This window comes from Roseiterribacter gracilis (assembly GCA_018332375.1).
GTDB lineage: Bacteria > Pseudomonadota > Alphaproteobacteria > BOG-932 > Roseiterribacteraceae > Roseiterribacter > Roseiterribacter gracilis.
Window position 1 is genome coordinate 156107 of sequence record BOPV01000001.1, and the last position, 15260, is coordinate 171366.

Sequence of the window (15260 nt, forward strand, 5' to 3'; positions counted from 1 at the left end):
CCATGGCGAACACATCTCTTGCAACCACCGTCCGCGGCTTCTTTCTCGTCGAGCTGGTGCGCGGCTTCGCGATGACGCTGCGCTACATGTTCCGCCCGCGCGCGACGATCAACTATCCGTTCGAAAAAGGCCCGCTCAGCCCGCGTTTCCGCGGCGAGCATGCGCTGCGCCGCTACGCCAACGGCGAAGAACGCTGCATCGCGTGCAAGCTGTGCGAAGCGGTGTGCCCGGCCCAGGCGATCACGATCGAAGCCGAGCCGCGCGACGACGGCAGCCGCCGCACCACGCGCTACGACATCGACATGACCAAGTGCATCTATTGCGGCCTGTGCCAGGAAGCATGCCCGGTCGACGCGATCGTCGAAGGCCCGAACTTCGAGTTCGCGGTCGAGACGCGCGAAGAGCTGTACTACGACAAGGCGAAGCTGCTCGCGAACGGTGACCGCTGGGAAGCGGCGCTGGCGCACAACCTCGCCGCCGACGCGCCGTACCGGTGAGCTGACGATGTACGAAGCAATCGCCTTCTACGGTTTCTCCGCCATCCTGCTGTTGGCAGCGGTGCTGGTGATCGTGAGCCGCAATCCGGTTCATTCGGTGCTGTGGCTGATCCTGGCCTTCTTCAATGCAGCCGGTTTGTTCGTGCTGCTGGGCGCCGAATTCGTCGCGATGATCCTGGTGATCGTCTATGTCGGCGCGGTCGCGGTCTTGTTCCTGTTCGTCGTCATGATGCTCGACGTCGATCTCAGCGAGCTGCGCGCCGGCTTTGCACAGTATCTGCCGCTCGGCGTGCTGATCGGCGTCGTGCTGCTGGTCGAACTGATCTTCTTCGTGATCAGCGGCTGGACGTTGGGGCCGGCGTTGAAAAGCGCAATCGTCGCGGCGGCGCCCGATGCGGCGCAGGTGTCGAATACACGCGCCATCGGCCGGTTGCTCTACACCGATTACGTCTTCGTGTTCCAGGGCGCCGGCATGGTGCTGCTGGTCGCAATGATCGGCGCCATCGTGCTCACGCTGCGGCAGCGTCCGGGCGTGCGGAAACAGAACATCGCGGCCCAGGTGTCGCGTCAGCGCGGCGACACGGTCACGCTGCACAAGGTTGAGACGGGGGCAGGGGCATGAGCATCGGCCTTGGCCATTACCTGACGGTTGCGTCGATCCTGTTCACGCTGGGCGTGCTCGGGATCTTCCTCAACCGCAAGAACATCATCGTGATCCTGATGTCGGTCGAGCTGATCCTGCTCGCCGTCAACATCAACCTGGTCGCCTTCTCGTCGTTCCTCGGCGATCTGGTCGGGCAGATTTTCACGATGTTCGTGTTGACCGTTGCCGCGGCCGAAGCCGCGATCGGTTTGGCGATCCTTGTCGTCTACTTCCGCAATCGTGGCTCGATTGCGGTCGAAGACGTTTCGATGATGAAGGGCTGAGATGCTCGAAGCGATCTGCATCTTCCTGCCGCTGCTCGCGGCAGCCATCGCGGGGCTCGGCAATCGCCGCCTGGGCGATCGTGGCGCGCAACTCGTCACCTGCGGTGCCGTGATTCTGTCGGCGGTCATTGCGGTCTATTTGTTCGTCGACGTCGCACTGGCGCATCACCCGCGCACGGTGCGCCTGTTCAACTGGATTTCCAGCGGCGACTTCCGTGTCGACTGGGCGCTGCGCGTCGACACGCTGACCGCAGTGATGTTGGTGGTGGTGACGGTCGTGTCGGCGTGCGTGCACGTCTATTCGGTCGGCTATATGAGCCACGACCATTCGAAGCCGCGCTTCATGGCGTATCTGTCGCTCTTCACCTTTATGATGTTGAGCCTGGTGACCGCCGACAACTTCCTGCAGCTCTTCTTCGGCTGGGAAGGCGTCGGTCTGGCTTCGTATCTGCTGATCGGCTTCTGGTTCCACAAGGACAGCGCCAACAACGCGTCGATCAAAGCGTTCCTGGTCAACCGTGTCGGCGACATGGGCTTCGCGCTCGGCATCATGGCCGTGTTCGCGATCTTTGGTTCGGTCGAATTCAGCACCGTGTTCGATGCGGCCGCGTCCAAGAGCGGCGCGACGTTCAACTTCCTCGGCTACAGCACGCCGGCGCTGACGACTGCGTGCCTGCTGCTGTTCATCGGCGCGATGGGCAAGTCGGCGCAGCTCGGTCTGCACACCTGGCTGCCCGACGCGATGGAAGGCCCGACCCCGGTGTCGGCGCTGATCCATGCCGCAACGATGGTGACCGCGGGCGTGTTCATGCTGTGCCGCTGCTCGCCGCTGTTCAGCCAGGCGCCGGATGCGCTGGCGGTCGTGTGCGTGATGGGCGGTTTGACCGCCTTCGTCGCGGCGACGATCGGCCTGACGCAGTGGGACATCAAACGCGTCATCGCCTATTCGACGATGAGCCAGCTCGGCTACATGTTCTTCGCCATCGGCGTCGGCGCCTATTCGGCGGCGATGTTCCATCTGATGACGCACGCTTTCTTCAAGGCGCTGCTGTTCTTGGGTGCCGGTTCGGTGATCCATGCGATCGACGGCGAACAAGACATGCGCAACATGGGCGGTCTGCGCGGCGCGATCCCGAAGACACATGCGTTGATGTGGATCGGCAGCCTGGCGCTGGCCGGCATCGGCGTGCCGGGCATCTACGGCTTCGCCGGCTTCTATTCGAAAGACGCGATCCTCGAAGCAAGTTGGGCTGCGGGCGGCGTCGGCCAAACCGCGTTCTGGCTCGGCATCGCGGCCGCCTTGTTCACCGCCTTCTATTCGTGGCGTCTGATTTACCTGACCTTCTACGGCAAGTTCCGCGGCGACCATCATGCGATGGAACATGCGCATGAAAGCCCGCCGGTGATGTTGATCCCGCTCTACGTGCTTGCGGCGGGCGCATTGCTTGCCGGTATCGGTGCGTATGAATGGTTCGTCGGTCATGACCGCGCTGCCTTCTGGGGCGCGTCGATCGTCACGCCGCCAGGCCACGACCCGATCGAAGCCGCGCATCACGTGCCGCATTGGGTCGGTCTGGCACCGCTTGCGGTCGGCCTGCTCGGCATTGCGCTGGCAAGCTGGTTCTATTTGAAGCGCACCGATCTTCCGAAGAAGGTCGCGACCGCGTTCTCCGGCGTCTACGTGCTGGTGTTCAACAAGTACTATTTTGACGAGCTGTACGACGCAGTGTTCGTGCGTCCGGCCGTGTGGTTCGGCCGCCTGTTCTGGCAGCGCGGCGACCAGGGCATCATCGACGCCTACGGTCCCGACGCGATCGCCAGCAACTCGCGTCGCTTCGCTGGCTTCGTTTCGAAACTGCAGACCGGTTATCTCTACCAGTACGCCTTCGTGATGCTGATCGGCGTCGTGTTGTTCACGACCTGGTTCCTCTGGCGCGGCCACTAAAAGAAGACGCGAGAAGATGAACTCCGCTGCCTCCTGGCCGATCCTTTCGGTCGTCACCTTCCTCCCCACGCTGGGTGCGCTGCTTGCGTGCCTGATGCGCGGCGACACGCCGTCGGGCCAGCGCAACATCCGCTGGATCGGTCTGTGGACGTCGCTGCTGACCTTCGCGATCTCGCTGCTGATCTGGACCGGCTACGACCCGTCCAACGGCGGCTTCCAGTTCGTCGAACGCTATGCGTGGGTGCCGAGCGCCAACTTCATCTATCAGAAGGGCGTCGACGGCATTTCGCTGTGGTTCGTGTTGATCTCGACCTTGCTGACGCCGATTTGCATCGTGTCGAGCTGGGACTCGATCAAAGTCCGCCCGAAAGAATGGATCATCGCGCTGCTCGTGCTCGAGACGATGATGGTCGGCATGTTCACGGCACTCGATCTGGTGCTGGTCTATGTCTTCTTCGAAGGCGTGCTGATCCCGATGTTCGTGATCATCGGCATCTGGGGCGGGCAACGGCGCATCTACGCGGCGTTCAAGTTCTTCCTCTACACGCTGGTCGGCTCGGTGCTGATGCTGCTCGCGATCATCGCGATGTATCTGAAGGCCGGCACAACCGACATGATCGTAATCCTGCGCACGCCGTTTGCGGCGGAGTTGCAGATCTATCTGTGGCTGGCCTTCTTCGCGTCCTTCGCGGTGAAAATGCCGATGTTCCCGGTCCACACCTGGTTGCCCGACGCACACGTCGAAGCGCCGACCGCGGGCTCGGTGATTCTGGCCGCCGTGCTGTTGAAGATGGGCGGCTACGGCTTCATCCGCTTCTCGGTGCAGATGCTGCCGAATGCGAGCGAGTATTTCGCGCCGCTGGTGTTCGCACTGTCGATTGTCGCGATCATCTACACATCGTTGGTTGCGCTGGTGCAGACCGACATGAAGAAGCTGATCGCCTATTCGTCCGTGGCGCATATGGGCTTCGTGACGATGGGCATCTTCGCGCTCAACCAGCAGGGGCTGGAAGGCGGCGTGTTCCAGATGATCAGCCACGGCGTCGTGTCGGGCGCGCTCTTCCTCTGCGTCGGCGTCGTCTATGACCGTCTGCACACCCGTGAGATCGCGCGCTATGGCGGAATGTCCGTGAACATGCCGCGCTACGCGCTGGTATTCATGGTGTTCACCCTGGCTTCGGTTGGTCTGCCGAGCACGTCGGGCTTCGTCGGCGAATTCCTCAGCCTGTTGGGTGCGTTCCTGCGCAACACCTGGGTCGGTGTCCTCGCTTCGACCGGCCTGGTGCTGGGCGCTGCCTACATGCTGGTGCTCTACCGCCGGCTGTTCTTCGGCAAGCTTGAGAAAGCCGACGTGAAGGCGATGGCCGATCTCCACTGGCGCGAGATCGTCGTGTTCGCGCCGTTGATCGTGCTGGTCTTCTGGCTCGGCCTGTATCCCTCAACGTTCAAGGATCCGATCGCTTCGTCGGTCGCCTCGATCGTCAGCGCGCACCAGGCGCGCATCACGCCCAAAGCGGCACAAGCTGATGGCGCCTACGCGCCGGGGGCGAAGTAATGGGTCAGTTTCTTCCTGCGCTGCCCGAGATTGTTCTCGCGGTCTGCTCGCTCGCCTTGCTGATCGCGGGTGCGTTCGGCGGTGAAAAGTCGACGCGCTCGATCAGCTATCTGGCGCTGTTCGCGTTGATCGTCGTTGCCGTGCTGGTGCTGCGCCAGCCTGACGCGACGACGGTCGTTGCTTTCAACGGCCTGTTCAAAAGCGACGCCTTCGGCCGCATCTTCAAGATCCTGATCTTGATCGGGTCGGGCCTGTCGATCCTGCTGTCGATGGATTGGCTCGAGCGCGAGAAGATCGCGCGTCCGGAATATCCGGTGCTGGTCCTGCTGGCGACGCTCGGCATGTTGGCGATGGTGTCGGCCAACGATCTGCTGTCGCTCTATGTCGGCCTCGAATTGCAGAGCCTGTCGCTCTACGTGCTCGCCGCGTTCCAGCGCGACACGGTGAAGTCGAGCGAAGCGGGCCTGAAATATTTCGTGCTGGGTGCGCTGTCGTCAGGCCTGCTGCTGTGGGGCACGTCGCTGGTCTACGGCTTCTCGGGCACGACCCAGTTCGATCGTCTGGCCGCAGTGTTTGCGACCGGTCCGGCAAGTGTCGGCGTGATCATCGGTCTCGTCTTCGTTGCCGCCGGCATCGCGTTCAAAGTTTCGGCGGTGCCGTTCCATATGTGGACGCCCGACGTGTACGAGGGTGCACCGACGCCGGTGACCGCCTTGTTCGCGATGGCGCCCAAAGTTGCGGCGATGGGATTGTTCGTGCGCGTCCTGGTCGGACCGTTCGGACATCTGCTGCTGGAATGGCGCCAGATCATCCTGTTCGCGTCGGTCGCGTCGATGCTGCTGGGCTCGTTCGCTGCCATCGCGCAGAAGAACGTCAAACGCCTGATGGCCTATTCGTCGATCGCCAATGTCGGCTACGCCCTGCTGGGCCTGGCTTCGGGCGGGCTGGCGGGCGTGCAGGGCGTGATCATCTACATGGCGATCTACGTCTTCATGACCGCGGGCTCGTTCGGCGTGATCCTCGCCATGCGGCGCAACGGCGCGGCTGCTGAAAATTTGGACGATCTTGCCGGTCTGGGCCGCTCGCGGCCCGGTTTGGCGATCGCGATGCTCATTTTCATGTTCGCTTTGGCCGGAATTCCGCCGCTCGCGGGCTTCTGGGGGAAATATTACGTCTTCATCGCCGCCATCCATGCCGGCGACATCGCCCAGGCAGCGGACGCAAACCTGCTCTACGCGGCTGCGGTAATTGGCGTACTGACGAGCGCGGTGGCGGCCTTCTATTATCTGCGCATCGTGAAGATCATGTATTTCGATGAGCCGGCGCCCGCCCTGGACGCCAGCCCCGGCCGCGCCGTTGAAGCGGTGGTGCTGGTTTCCGTGCTGGTGATGCTTGTCGTGGGTGCGCTCCCGACCACATTGATCGACGCCTCCATTCGCGCAGCAAAGACGTTGCTAACGGTATGAACGATTTACCGCCGGGCTGGCGCCACGTCGCCCTCGGTGCCGTCGACTCGACTCAGGACGAGGCGTGGCGCCTCGCCAAGAACGGTGCTCCTGGCCGCACTGTGTTGACCGCAACCGCGCAACGCGCTGGTCGCGGTCGCCGTGGCCGTGACTGGGAGTCGTCGCCCGGCAACCTTCACCTGTCGATCCTGTTGCGCGCCATCGAGCACAGCCCGCACGAGCTGTCCTTCGTCGGCGGCCTCGCCGTCGCGGATGCGCTCGATGCGCATACCGACGGCGTCGCGCTGAAGTGGCCCAACGACGTGTTGGTCGGCGGTCGCAAGATTGCCGGCATTTTGCTCGAAGCCGAGCCGCCGGTTGTGGTGCTGGGCATCGGCATCAATCTCGCGCGTTCGCCGAACGGCACGTCTTATCCCGCGACCGATCTGCGCGGCAGCGTGACGCCGCAGCAGCTGCTGCCGACTCTGGTGCGCGCGGTTGATGCGCGGCTGGAAGAATGGCGCACGCTTGGCTTCGCCTATGTGCGCGAAGCGTGGCTCGAACGCGCCTGGCGTCTCGGCGCCAAAGTCGAGATCGACGAAAAAGAGAGCGGTCGTTTCGCCGGCATCGACAGCGATGGTGCGCTGTTGCTCGATCCCGGCCTGCGCCGCGTCGTTGCAGGATCGGTCCGCTACCGCCAGTAGGCGGGGCGTCGTCATGCTGCTCGCGATCGACGCCGGTAACACCAATGTTGTCTTCGCCGTTTATGACGGCGACGTGCAGCGCGGCGTGTGGCGTGCCGCGACCGACAGTCGCCGGACCGCCGACGAATATGCGGTGTGGCTGCTGCAGCTGATGAGCAAGGCCGGACTGGATGCGGCGCAGCTCGATGGCTGCATCGTTGCATCGGTCGTGCCGTTGGCGACTTTCAACCTGCTCAAGCTGGTGCGCGAGCATCTCCAGCTCGAACCGCTGGTGATCGGCGAGCCGAATGTACAGTTGGGGCTTCGCGTATTGCTGGACCGGCCGGAAGAAGTCGGCGCCGATCGCATCGTGAATGCCGTTGCGGCCAGCGAACGCTATGGCGGTCCGCTGATCGTGATCGATTTTGGAACGGCGACGACGTTCGACGTCGTCGATGCCAATGGTGATTATCGCGGCGGCGTCATCGCGCCCGGCATCATCCTGTCGGTCGAAGCCTTGCATATGGCCGCCGCCAAGCTGCCAAAGGTCGACGTCGTTCGACCGAAGACAGACAACGTCATCGCGACCAGCACGGTCACGGCGATGCAATCAGGAATTTATTGGGGGTATGTCGGTTTGATCGAAGGTTTGGTGGCGCGTATTCGCGCTGAATTGGGTGGAGGCGCGCGCGTCATCGCGACGGGCGGGCTTGCGACCTTGTTCGCCGACGCGACGCAAGCGATCGATTCGATCGACGAAGATCTGACCCTGCGCGGGTTGGTGCTTCTGTATCAGCGCAACGCGCAGAGCGCCGCGGTGGCGGCATGACCGAGCTCGACGACTGGAAGCCGGACGCCAAGGGCGTCACCTTCGTCCCGATCGGCGGTGCCGGCGAGTTCGGCCAGAACCTGTCGCTCTACGGCCATGCCGGCAAATGGATCATGGTCGATTGCGGCATGGGCTTTGGCGACGAGCGCACGCCCGGCGTCGATCTGCTGGTGCCCGATCCCGCGTTCGCGGTCGAACGGCGCGAAGACATTCTGGGCTTGGTTCTGACCCACGCGCACGAAGACCATATCGGCGCCATTCCGTATTTGTGGCCCAAGCTGCGCCTGCCGATTTATGCGACGCCGTTCACGGCCGCAGTCGTGCGCATGAAGCTGATCGAGCACGGGCTGATCGATCAGGTGAAGCTGATCGAGATTCCGCTGCGCGGTTCGTTCGAACTTGGTCCGTTCAAACTCACCTACGTGCACGTGACGCATTCGGTGCCCGAGCCGACGATGCTGGTGGTCGAAACCAAAATCGGCCGCATCGTGCATACGGGCGACTGGAAGCTCGATCCCGGTCCAGTCATCGGTCCGGTGTCGGACAGCGCGACCTTGAAACAGTTGGGCGACGACGGCGTGCTTGCGGTGGTGGGCGATTCCACCAACGCGCTGACACCAGGACGGTCCGGCTCGGAAGCCGCGCTGGAAGCCAGCTTTACCAGCCTGTTCAAGCGCTTTCGCGGACGTATCGCGGTGGCGTGTTTCTCGTCCAACGTTGCGCGCGTCGAAGTGATCGCGCGGGCTGCGCACGCCAATGATCGCGACGTGGCGCTGGTCGGGCGCTCGCTGTGGCGGATCGCCGACTGCGCGCGCGAAACCGGCTATCTCGCCAATGTCGACGAGTTTCTCAGCGACAGCGATGCGGGTCTGGTGCCCAACGACAAGATCGTTCTGATCTGCACCGGCAGCCAGGGTGAGCCGCGTTCGGCAATGGCGCGCATCGCCAATGAAGACCATCCGCAGATCGACCTGCAGCAGGGCGACACGGTGATCTTTTCGGCGCGCGCGATTCCGGGCAACGAACGTCCGATCCAGCAGTTGCAGAGCAAACTGGCCAAGCGCGGCATCGAAGTCGTCACGCCCGAACATGATTTCGTACATGTCAGCGGCCATCCGGCCGAAGACGAGCTGACCGAACTGTATCAGTGGCTGCGTCCGCGCACGGTTGTGCCGGTGCATGGCGAATTCGCGCATCTGTCGGCGCATGCGCAGTTGGCGCGCGATTGCCAGGTGCCGCAGACGCTGATTCCCGAAAACGGCACCGTGATCCGCTTTACCGCCGATCAGGACGCGCAGGTGATCGGGCAGTTGGACACAAACGTACTCGCCGTCGACGGCAAGCGGCTGGTGCCGGCGTCGGGCGGCGTGTTGCGGCAGCGCAGCCGCATGATCGATCAAGGCGCGATCGTCGTGACGATCGTGCTCGATGGAAAGGGACGTCTCTTGGCGAAACCGCAAGTCGCGGCGCCCGGTCTGTTGACCGCGGCCGAAGATCAGAACCTGTTGAAAGAACTCTCGCTCGGCGGCGAGCAAGCGTTCGACCAGTTGGGCGTGCCGGAAAAGCGCGACGACGATCTGGTGCGCGACGCGGTGCGTCTCGGCGTGCGCCGTCGTGCCAATCAGATGTTGGGCAAGAAACCCAATGTCGACGTGCATCTGGTGCGCGTGCAATGAGCCGCGTTCGTCTCCCCGGTGAAGCGGCGCCGACCGTTGAAGGCAGCGCGCTGATCAAATTCCACGCCGGTGTCGGCACCGACGATCAGGGTCGTACGCGCAACCAGATCCTGGCCTTCGACGATCGCCAGATCGAAGAAGTGCACGACTATATCCAGTGGCTGTTTCCGCTGCCGGAACGCAGCCGTTTCAATCCCAACGCGCCGCTGCTGACGCAAGAAGACGTGATGCGGTTCCGCCGCGAACCCAAGCTGCGCCAAAGCGTGGCGGCTGGTTTGAAGCGCATGCTGATGTTCTACGGCTTCGTGCGCGACGAAGACGGCGACGTCGTGCCGGCGGCTGATTTCGGTGCGCGCGCCGAATTGTGGCTGCAGCCGCAGAACCACAATCACCTGCGCTTGACGCGCATCTTGCGTTGTCTGGTGCTGCTTGGTCTGCCGGACGAAGCGCTGACGCTCTACGATTGCCTCGAAGCGATCGGCGAAGACGCGCCCGAACTGGTTGCGGCCGAGACGATGAAGCACTGGCACGCGGCGGTGCAGCCGCTTCTGGCAGACTGATCAGCCATGCCGATCGCAACCGGCTTCGCGATGTATTTCGTGATCTGGTGGATCAGCCTGTTTCTGGTCTTGCCGTGGCGGGCCGAGCCCGAGGCGGCGCCCGTCGAAGGCCATGCGTCGAGCGCGCCGCGCAATCCGCATCTGGTGAAAAAGCTGCTGGTGAACACCGCGCTGGCCGCGGTGCTGTGGCTGCTGGTCTACGCGCTGGTCCACAGTGGCTGGATCAGCTTCCGCGACATGGTGCGGGACGAGTAGGGGGCCTGGGGCCGGCCGTCAGTTCTGGCTGACCAGCCCGAAGACGAAGCCGAAGACCCCGGCAAAGAACAGAAGCAGGACGATCGCGCCCATGGCGATCGAAATTTTGACGATCCAGCGGTCGCCGCGGGTGCGCAGCTCCTGCATCGTCGGGCCGGGCCCGATTCCCTTGAGCGTTGCATGGGTCCGCAGGCGCTCGTCATGGATCGCGGCCTGCATATTGGCCGCGGCCTCCAAGGCCGCCTCACTCGGGGGCGGATCGTCATCCAGGCGGCGACGGCGGTTCATGGGCCGATTGAGTACCCGAGCAGATATGAACAAGGGTTGTACGATAGATCGACATGATTCATTCCGCCCCCGCGGCAACCGCAGAGGTGGACAGGGGGGATAGCCGACGCTATCTAGACGCCCCGCGCCAGACGGCGGGCCCTTTGGGTCCCCATCGTCTAGAGGCCTAGGACACCGCCCTTTCACGGCGGTAACAGGGGTTCGAATCCCCTTGGGGACGCCATTACGTTCAATGGTATTGCCCCGTCTGGCGCATCAGGCTTTTGCCGGTCTACTTCATCTCCACCAGGTTCAGATCGCTCTCCTGCAGCAAGGTCCGGGAGAGGATGAATTGCGTCGCATCGGGGCTGACCGCGATGCCGCCGCGCCAGAACAGCTCGTCCAGCCGCGCCAGGATCTGAGTCGTGCCACCGGCCGGGTCGATCCGGACCAGCTCGGGCCGGGCCGACATGGTGACGCCGAAGATGGCGCCGGCCCGCACCGTCCAAAGATGCCGGTCGAGTTCGCCCGACCGCAGCCCCAGCGGGATCAGCGCACCGCCATCGAGCGGCAATTTGAAAAACGCGCCGTCTTCGCCCGACCGCACCAGCAGATGCGTATCGTCCAGCCCGCTGCGCACCGATTGAATGTTGGTCGCGACCGTCGTCGACGTCGCACTGCCGTCCAGCGCAACGCGCTGCAGACGCCAGCTCGGCCCGTCTTTGCGCTGATAGAAGATCGCATCGCCGGCCGGCGACCAGACCGGTTCCAGCAGCAACAGCTCGTTGAACAACACGCTGTGATTGCCGGTGCGCACATCGATCACCAGCATCTGCATTGCGCCGTTGCGACGAACGCCGACTGCGATGCGCGTTCCGTCGGGCGACCAAGCCGGTGCAACAACGTCACCCGCGTTCAATTCGCCGAGCCGGCGTGCCGTGTCGAACGGTGCGTCGCTGATCCACAGATCGGGATGGCCGCCGCGATCGGAAACGAACGCAAGTTGTTTGCCGTTGGGCGAGAAGGCGGGCATGCGATCACGCGAACTCGATTCCAACAACGGTTCGGGCGTAATCGGCGTCGTCGCTTTGCCGTCGCGCGACTGTAGCAGCATCAGATTTTCGCGGCGCGACACGATTTCGAGAATGACGCGATCTTTTAGCCGCGCATTCGCGACCATGCCGATCGTACGTTGCCCGCCAAGCAGCATTGTGCGCGCACCGGTGACGACATCGACGCGCCACAAGGCACCGCCGCGCGCGCCATAACCGGTCGCAAGCAACGTCTTTCCGTCGGCGGACCAGGCGACCGATTCGATTGCATCGGCATGCATGGGCAGGATCGTGACCTGCCGCGTCGCCATATCCAGCAAACCGATATCTTCGTTGCCAAGCTGGTGCACGCGCACGAATGCGAGGCGTTTGCCGTCGGGCGACAGAGTCGGGCGTTCGTCGCCGATCTCGCCGGGCGGCGGCAGGACCAAAACTTCAGGATCGCTGCCGGTCAGATCACGCTGCACCAGCCGGCGCATGATCATGTCGGTGGCGCGATCGGCATAGATCAGGCCGGCGCCGTCCGGCGCCCAGGTCAAGGTCGTGATGCCGGCGCCGGTGCAATTGCCGACCTCGCGTTCGGTGCCGCCGGGCACAGCCCGTACATAGAGACGGCACGGCGATAGCCAGCTGCGCTTGGCGTAGGCGATACGCCCGCCATCGGGCGACCAGGCGGGCGCATAGGCGTACTCGTCGGTCAGCGGCACCGGATTGCCGCCTGCAAGCGAGCGCATCAGCAGGACGCGCTGCTTCGACGCTGGATCGGTGCCGAGATAGACAAGCTGTCCGCCGTCGGGCGACAGGGCTGGTTCGGTTTCCAACCCTGGCTCGAACGTGACCGGCGTTAGGCGCAGCTCGGCCGTGTCCTGCAGCACGATTCGTTCGGGCGGGCGCAAGGCCAAGCCGATTGCGCTGATCACCAACAGCACGACACCCAACGCGAACGCGATCTGCGGCAGCAGATGCAACGGCGCGGGCTGTGGCGTCGCAACAGGCGGGGGCGCCGCCGGTTCGGGAGAGGGGCGCAGCAATCCGGTCGTGCGCGGAACCGGCTTCACGATTTGCCCCACTGGGCCGGTCAGCCGGTAACCGATGCGCGGCACGGTTTCGATCGAGACCTCGGCGCCGGCTTCGAGAAACAGCTCGCGCAGGCGAAGGACCGTGCGCGTAAGTGCGTCCTCACCGACGATCGTGTCGCCCCAGCACGCATGCATCAGGTCTTCGCGCGACACGGTTTCGCCCGGATAGCGCGCCAACGCGACCAGCACTTGCATGATGCGCGGCTGCAGCGGGCGCGGACCGTTGGACAGCACGACACGACACAGGCTGGGCTCGACGCGCAGCCCCGCAAGTTCGAACGCAGCTTCCTGCGCAAGCTCAACCGGATCGGCTGGGCTTGGCGGGCCGCTCGTTCCTGCTGCGCGTGAATTGCGCAGTGTCATCGTGTTCCCCGGTGGTCCGTCAAACTTTGTCAAACAACGCGCGCACGTGTCGTGTGTCGGTACCCACACCAATAGTGAGCCTTAGACCGCAGCAGCGATATCAGATTTTTCCGCGAAAGATCGGCAGCTGATCGGTGTCCGATCGGTCCGCGTATGGCCGCTGCCATCGCTTTCGCTGTGGCGCGTAAACCACGATGCGGCGGACTTATTGCACTGGAGTCGCTGATGAACCGCCATGCAGGCTCGTTGCGTACACAAGAAATGGTCGGCGATATGTGGCCCCACGCCGATGCAATTGCGGCTGCTCCGGCGCGTAGTGGTCCCATGGAAGCTGCGCATGTGGGTTTGCTGCGCGCGACGGAATCCATCGTCGCCGAACGCATCGATCACGTCGGGCTTGAAGGCAACGGGCGCGGCGGGTGGAGTTCGGCGGCATTCGAAACGGACAATTCGGCGCTGATCGCCAACGTGCTGACCGGCCTGCCGCGCGGCGCGCCGTTGGCCCAGATCGAACAGGCGTTTCATCGCGCCATTCGCAGCGGCCTGGTGACGCCCGGCGTAAAGATGCCGACCGAAGCGGTTCTGGGGAGTATCCTCGGCATCGCGCCGCGTCGCGCCGCATCGATCTACGCCAAGCTCAGCAATCAAGGTCTGCTGGTGCGCGACGGACGCACCTGGCACGTGCCGCTTGCCTTCGGCGTGCCGGTCGCGCCACCAGCGCCTGTTGCGCCGGGCGCCAGCGAGTTCTCGCGCGTCGTGAGCGCGGCGCTGTCGCATACGGTGCAGGCAAGCTCGCTCGGCCTGCCGCTGACGCCCGATGACGGGCCGCTGGATCTGTTTCCGCTGGCGAGCTGGATGCGCCTGTCCGATCGCATCGCCAAGATGACCGGTCAGTCGATGCTGCGCGCTGGCGATCACGGCGGCTTCCGTCCGTTGCGCGAGATCGTGGCCGACCATGCGCGTCGTACCTTCGGCATCAACGCCACGCCCGATCGCATCGTGATCGCACCCGGACCGCAACGCGCCTTGCTGCTGGTGACGATGGCGTTGCTGGAAATCGGCGACGTCGCCTGGGTCGAAAATCCGGGCGAGTACGCGCATCTCGCAGCGCTGGCGGCGGCGCAGGCGCGCGCGCTGCCCTTGCCCCAAGACAATGAAGACGTCTTCGCGGGGGATACCAAGCTGGCGGTGGTGCGTCCGCTCGACGGGCCGCGCGGTACCATCATGCAGCCGTCGCGCTGGCACGCGCTGTCACGATGGTCGGAAGAGAAACGTTCCTGGATCGTCGCCGACTATCTGCATTGCGAGTTGCGCGGTTCGCGCGATCCCGGCCACGCCGCCTATCTCGGCAGCCGCACGATTCATATTGGTGGCTTCGGCGGTTCGATGTTCCCGTCGCTTGGTTGCGCCTGGATCGTCGCGCCCGATGCGATGGTCGAACCGCTGCTGGCGATGCTGCGCCTGTGGGACGATCCGGTGCCGATCCCGACCCAGGCGACCTTGGCCGAGTTTATGAGCTCGCCGATCTATGCGCTGCATCTCGAGAAGGCGATCGCCGAACGCGCGCAGCGATTGGACGCGTTTCAGGTCGGCTATGAAATCGGTGGCGGTCGCGTCGAGCACTTGTCGCCGCCGCGCGGTTCGGGCTTGCGCATCGCATTGCCTGGCGTCGCACAAGAACGTCGCGCGATCGATGCGTGCCGAGCCGCCGGGTTCGGCGTGCAAGGGCAGGGGAGTTTCGGCCTGTCGGCGGGCTTCGCCGGCACGACGGCGAAACGCACCGAAGCGGCAGCGGAAAAACTAGCGCGTTTGCTGCGACCGTTCGCTTAGAACGCGTCTGACAATGTGACGTTGCGCGGCCTGATCGCGTCAGGTCGCGCAACTGCGTGCGCATCGCAGATCAATCCTGCTTGTGGCCAGAAATACCGGGCTTTTCACGCACCACGAGTCGGGTTTCTGCGCGCAGATGAATCGTGAAATCGTGGCTTTCCTGCAACTGCCCCGCGCGATGTCGCAGCTTGAAAAGTGCCGATTCTGTTGCGTCGAAGGAACGCGACATGTGATCCGCGCGTGCAGGTCCGGTCGACATCCATTCGGCGATTGTGTCGTTCCGACCGGCGTCTCCTA

15 protein-coding genes and 1 tRNA gene are annotated in these 15260 nt (G+C 63.9%); 13 read left to right on the top strand and 3 right to left on the bottom strand.

Annotation, left to right across the window (positions count from 1 at the left end; all coding sequences use genetic code 11):
* Nucleotides 1-2: 2 nt before the first annotated feature.
* Genes nuoI through TMPK1_RS00900 form a run of 11 tightly spaced genes read left to right on the top strand, consistent with a single transcriptional unit; the run spans nucleotide 3 to nucleotide 10372 of the window.
* A complete protein-coding gene (gene nuoI, locus TMPK1_RS00850) occupies nucleotides 3-497 on the top strand; it encodes an NADH-quinone oxidoreductase subunit NuoI (RefSeq protein WP_420240831.1) in 495 nt (164 codons plus the stop codon).
* A 7-nt stretch (nucleotides 498-504) separates the two neighbouring features.
* Nucleotides 505-1119 carry an NADH-quinone oxidoreductase subunit J gene (locus tag TMPK1_RS00855; RefSeq protein WP_420240832.1) on the top strand — a complete coding sequence of 205 codons (615 nt, stop codon included), beginning with the start codon at nucleotides 505-507 and terminating at the stop codon, nucleotides 1117-1119.
* Complete coding sequence (gene nuoK, locus TMPK1_RS00860) at nucleotides 1116-1424, top strand: NADH-quinone oxidoreductase subunit NuoK (protein WP_420240833.1); 309 nt, start codon at nucleotides 1116-1118, stop codon at nucleotides 1422-1424. The genes TMPK1_RS00855 and nuoK overlap by 4 nt, the downstream gene beginning before the upstream one ends.
* A 1-nt stretch (nucleotide 1425) precedes the next feature.
* A complete protein-coding gene (nuoL, locus tag TMPK1_RS00865; protein ID WP_420240835.1) occupies nucleotides 1426-3369 on the top strand; it encodes an NADH-quinone oxidoreductase subunit L in 1944 nt (647 codons plus the stop codon).
* Nucleotides 3370-3385: 16 nt separating this feature from the next.
* Nucleotides 3386-4924, top strand: coding sequence for an NADH-quinone oxidoreductase subunit M (locus TMPK1_RS00870; protein ID WP_420240836.1), 1539 nt, complete (start codon nucleotides 3386-3388; stop codon nucleotides 4922-4924).
* Nucleotides 4924-6390, top strand: a complete 1467-nt coding sequence (nuoN, locus tag TMPK1_RS00875; protein WP_420240838.1) for an NADH-quinone oxidoreductase subunit NuoN — start codon at nucleotides 4924-4926, stop codon at nucleotides 6388-6390. Before TMPK1_RS00870 ends, nuoN begins: the two co-directional genes overlap by 1 nt.
* On the top strand, nucleotides 6387-7073 hold the full coding sequence (locus TMPK1_RS00880; protein ID WP_420240839.1) for a biotin--[acetyl-CoA-carboxylase] ligase: 687 nt from the start codon (nucleotides 6387-6389) through the stop codon (nucleotides 7071-7073). The genes nuoN and TMPK1_RS00880 overlap by 4 nt, the downstream gene beginning before the upstream one ends.
* Before the next feature lie 13 nt (nucleotides 7074-7086).
* Entirely contained in the window at nucleotides 7087-7881 is a 795-nt protein-coding gene (locus tag TMPK1_RS00885; protein WP_420240840.1) for a type III pantothenate kinase, read from the top strand.
* The gene (locus TMPK1_RS00890; protein WP_420240841.1) at nucleotides 7878-9557 is read left to right on the top strand and encodes a ribonuclease J; all 1680 of its coding nucleotides are present in this window, start codon (nucleotides 7878-7880) and stop codon (nucleotides 9555-9557) included. The genes TMPK1_RS00885 and TMPK1_RS00890 overlap by 4 nt, the downstream gene beginning before the upstream one ends.
* On the top strand, nucleotides 9554-10117 hold the full coding sequence (locus tag TMPK1_RS00895; RefSeq protein WP_420240842.1) for an opioid growth factor receptor-related protein: 564 nt from the start codon (nucleotides 9554-9556) through the stop codon (nucleotides 10115-10117). Before TMPK1_RS00890 ends, TMPK1_RS00895 begins: the two co-directional genes overlap by 4 nt.
* A gap of 6 nt (nucleotides 10118-10123) precedes the next feature.
* On the top strand, nucleotides 10124-10372 hold the full coding sequence (locus TMPK1_RS00900; RefSeq protein WP_420240843.1) for a DUF1467 family protein: 249 nt from the start codon (nucleotides 10124-10126) through the stop codon (nucleotides 10370-10372).
* Between the two features lie 18 nt (nucleotides 10373-10390).
* On the opposite strand, the gene TMPK1_RS00905 is transcribed toward TMPK1_RS00900, so the two are convergent.
* Nucleotides 10391-10660, bottom strand: a complete 270-nt coding sequence (locus TMPK1_RS00905; RefSeq protein ID WP_420240844.1) for a hypothetical protein — start codon at nucleotides 10658-10660, stop codon at nucleotides 10391-10393.
* A gap of 147 nt (nucleotides 10661-10807) precedes the next feature.
* Between TMPK1_RS00905 and TMPK1_RS00910 the strand changes: the two genes are divergently transcribed.
* A tRNA-Glu gene (locus tag TMPK1_RS00910) sits at nucleotides 10808-10883 on the top strand.
* A 48-nt stretch (nucleotides 10884-10931) separates the two neighbouring features.
* Here TMPK1_RS00910 and TMPK1_RS00915 read toward each other — a convergent pair.
* Nucleotides 10932-13133, bottom strand: a complete 2202-nt coding sequence (locus tag TMPK1_RS00915) for a winged helix-turn-helix domain-containing protein (RefSeq protein ID WP_420240845.1) — start codon at nucleotides 13131-13133, stop codon at nucleotides 10932-10934.
* Between the two features lie 225 nt (nucleotides 13134-13358).
* Between TMPK1_RS00915 and TMPK1_RS00920 the strand changes: the two genes are divergently transcribed.
* Entirely contained in the window at nucleotides 13359-14963 is a 1605-nt protein-coding gene (locus TMPK1_RS00920) for an aminotransferase class I/II-fold pyridoxal phosphate-dependent enzyme (protein WP_420240847.1), read from the top strand.
* Nucleotides 14964-15033: 70 nt separating this feature from the next.
* Here the strand turns inward: TMPK1_RS00920 and TMPK1_RS00925 are convergent, their stop codons facing one another.
* Nucleotides 15034-15192, bottom strand: a complete 159-nt coding sequence (locus TMPK1_RS00925) for a hypothetical protein (protein ID WP_420240848.1) — start codon at nucleotides 15190-15192, stop codon at nucleotides 15034-15036.
* Nucleotides 15193-15260 lie beyond the last annotated feature (68 nt).

Bases quoted from the DNA above. Each gene is read 5' to 3' on its own strand.
- nuoI (WP_420240831.1), top strand. From the start codon at position 3: ATGGCGAACACATCTCTTGCAACCACCGTCCGCGGCTTCTTTCTCGTC.
- TMPK1_RS00855 (WP_420240832.1), top strand. From the start codon at position 505: ATGTACGAAGCAATCGCCTTCTACGGTTTCTCCGCCATCCTGCTGTTG.
- nuoK (WP_420240833.1), top strand. From the start codon at position 1,116: ATGAGCATCGGCCTTGGCCATTACCTGACGGTTGCGTCGATCCTGTTC.
- nuoL (WP_420240835.1), top strand. From the start codon at position 1,426: ATGCTCGAAGCGATCTGCATCTTCCTGCCGCTGCTCGCGGCAGCCATC.
- TMPK1_RS00870 (WP_420240836.1), top strand. From the start codon at position 3,386: ATGAACTCCGCTGCCTCCTGGCCGATCCTTTCGGTCGTCACCTTCCTC.
- nuoN (WP_420240838.1), top strand. From the start codon at position 4,924: ATGGGTCAGTTTCTTCCTGCGCTGCCCGAGATTGTTCTCGCGGTCTGC.
- TMPK1_RS00880 (WP_420240839.1), top strand. From the start codon at position 6,387: ATGAACGATTTACCGCCGGGCTGGCGCCACGTCGCCCTCGGTGCCGTC.
- TMPK1_RS00885 (WP_420240840.1), top strand. From the start codon at position 7,087: ATGCTGCTCGCGATCGACGCCGGTAACACCAATGTTGTCTTCGCCGTT.
- TMPK1_RS00890 (WP_420240841.1), top strand. From the start codon at position 7,878: ATGACCGAGCTCGACGACTGGAAGCCGGACGCCAAGGGCGTCACCTTC.
- TMPK1_RS00895 (WP_420240842.1), top strand. From the start codon at position 9,554: ATGAGCCGCGTTCGTCTCCCCGGTGAAGCGGCGCCGACCGTTGAAGGC.
- TMPK1_RS00900 (WP_420240843.1), top strand. From the start codon at position 10,124: ATGCCGATCGCAACCGGCTTCGCGATGTATTTCGTGATCTGGTGGATC.
- TMPK1_RS00905 (WP_420240844.1), bottom strand. From the start codon at position 10,660: ATGAACCGCCGTCGCCGCCTGGATGACGATCCGCCCCCGAGTGAGGCG.
- TMPK1_RS00915 (WP_420240845.1), bottom strand. From the start codon at position 13,133: ATGACACTGCGCAATTCACGCGCAGCAGGAACGAGCGGCCCGCCAAGC.
- TMPK1_RS00920 (WP_420240847.1), top strand. From the start codon at position 13,359: ATGAACCGCCATGCAGGCTCGTTGCGTACACAAGAAATGGTCGGCGAT.
- TMPK1_RS00925 (WP_420240848.1), bottom strand. From the start codon at position 15,192: ATGTCGCGTTCCTTCGACGCAACAGAATCGGCACTTTTCAAGCTGCGA.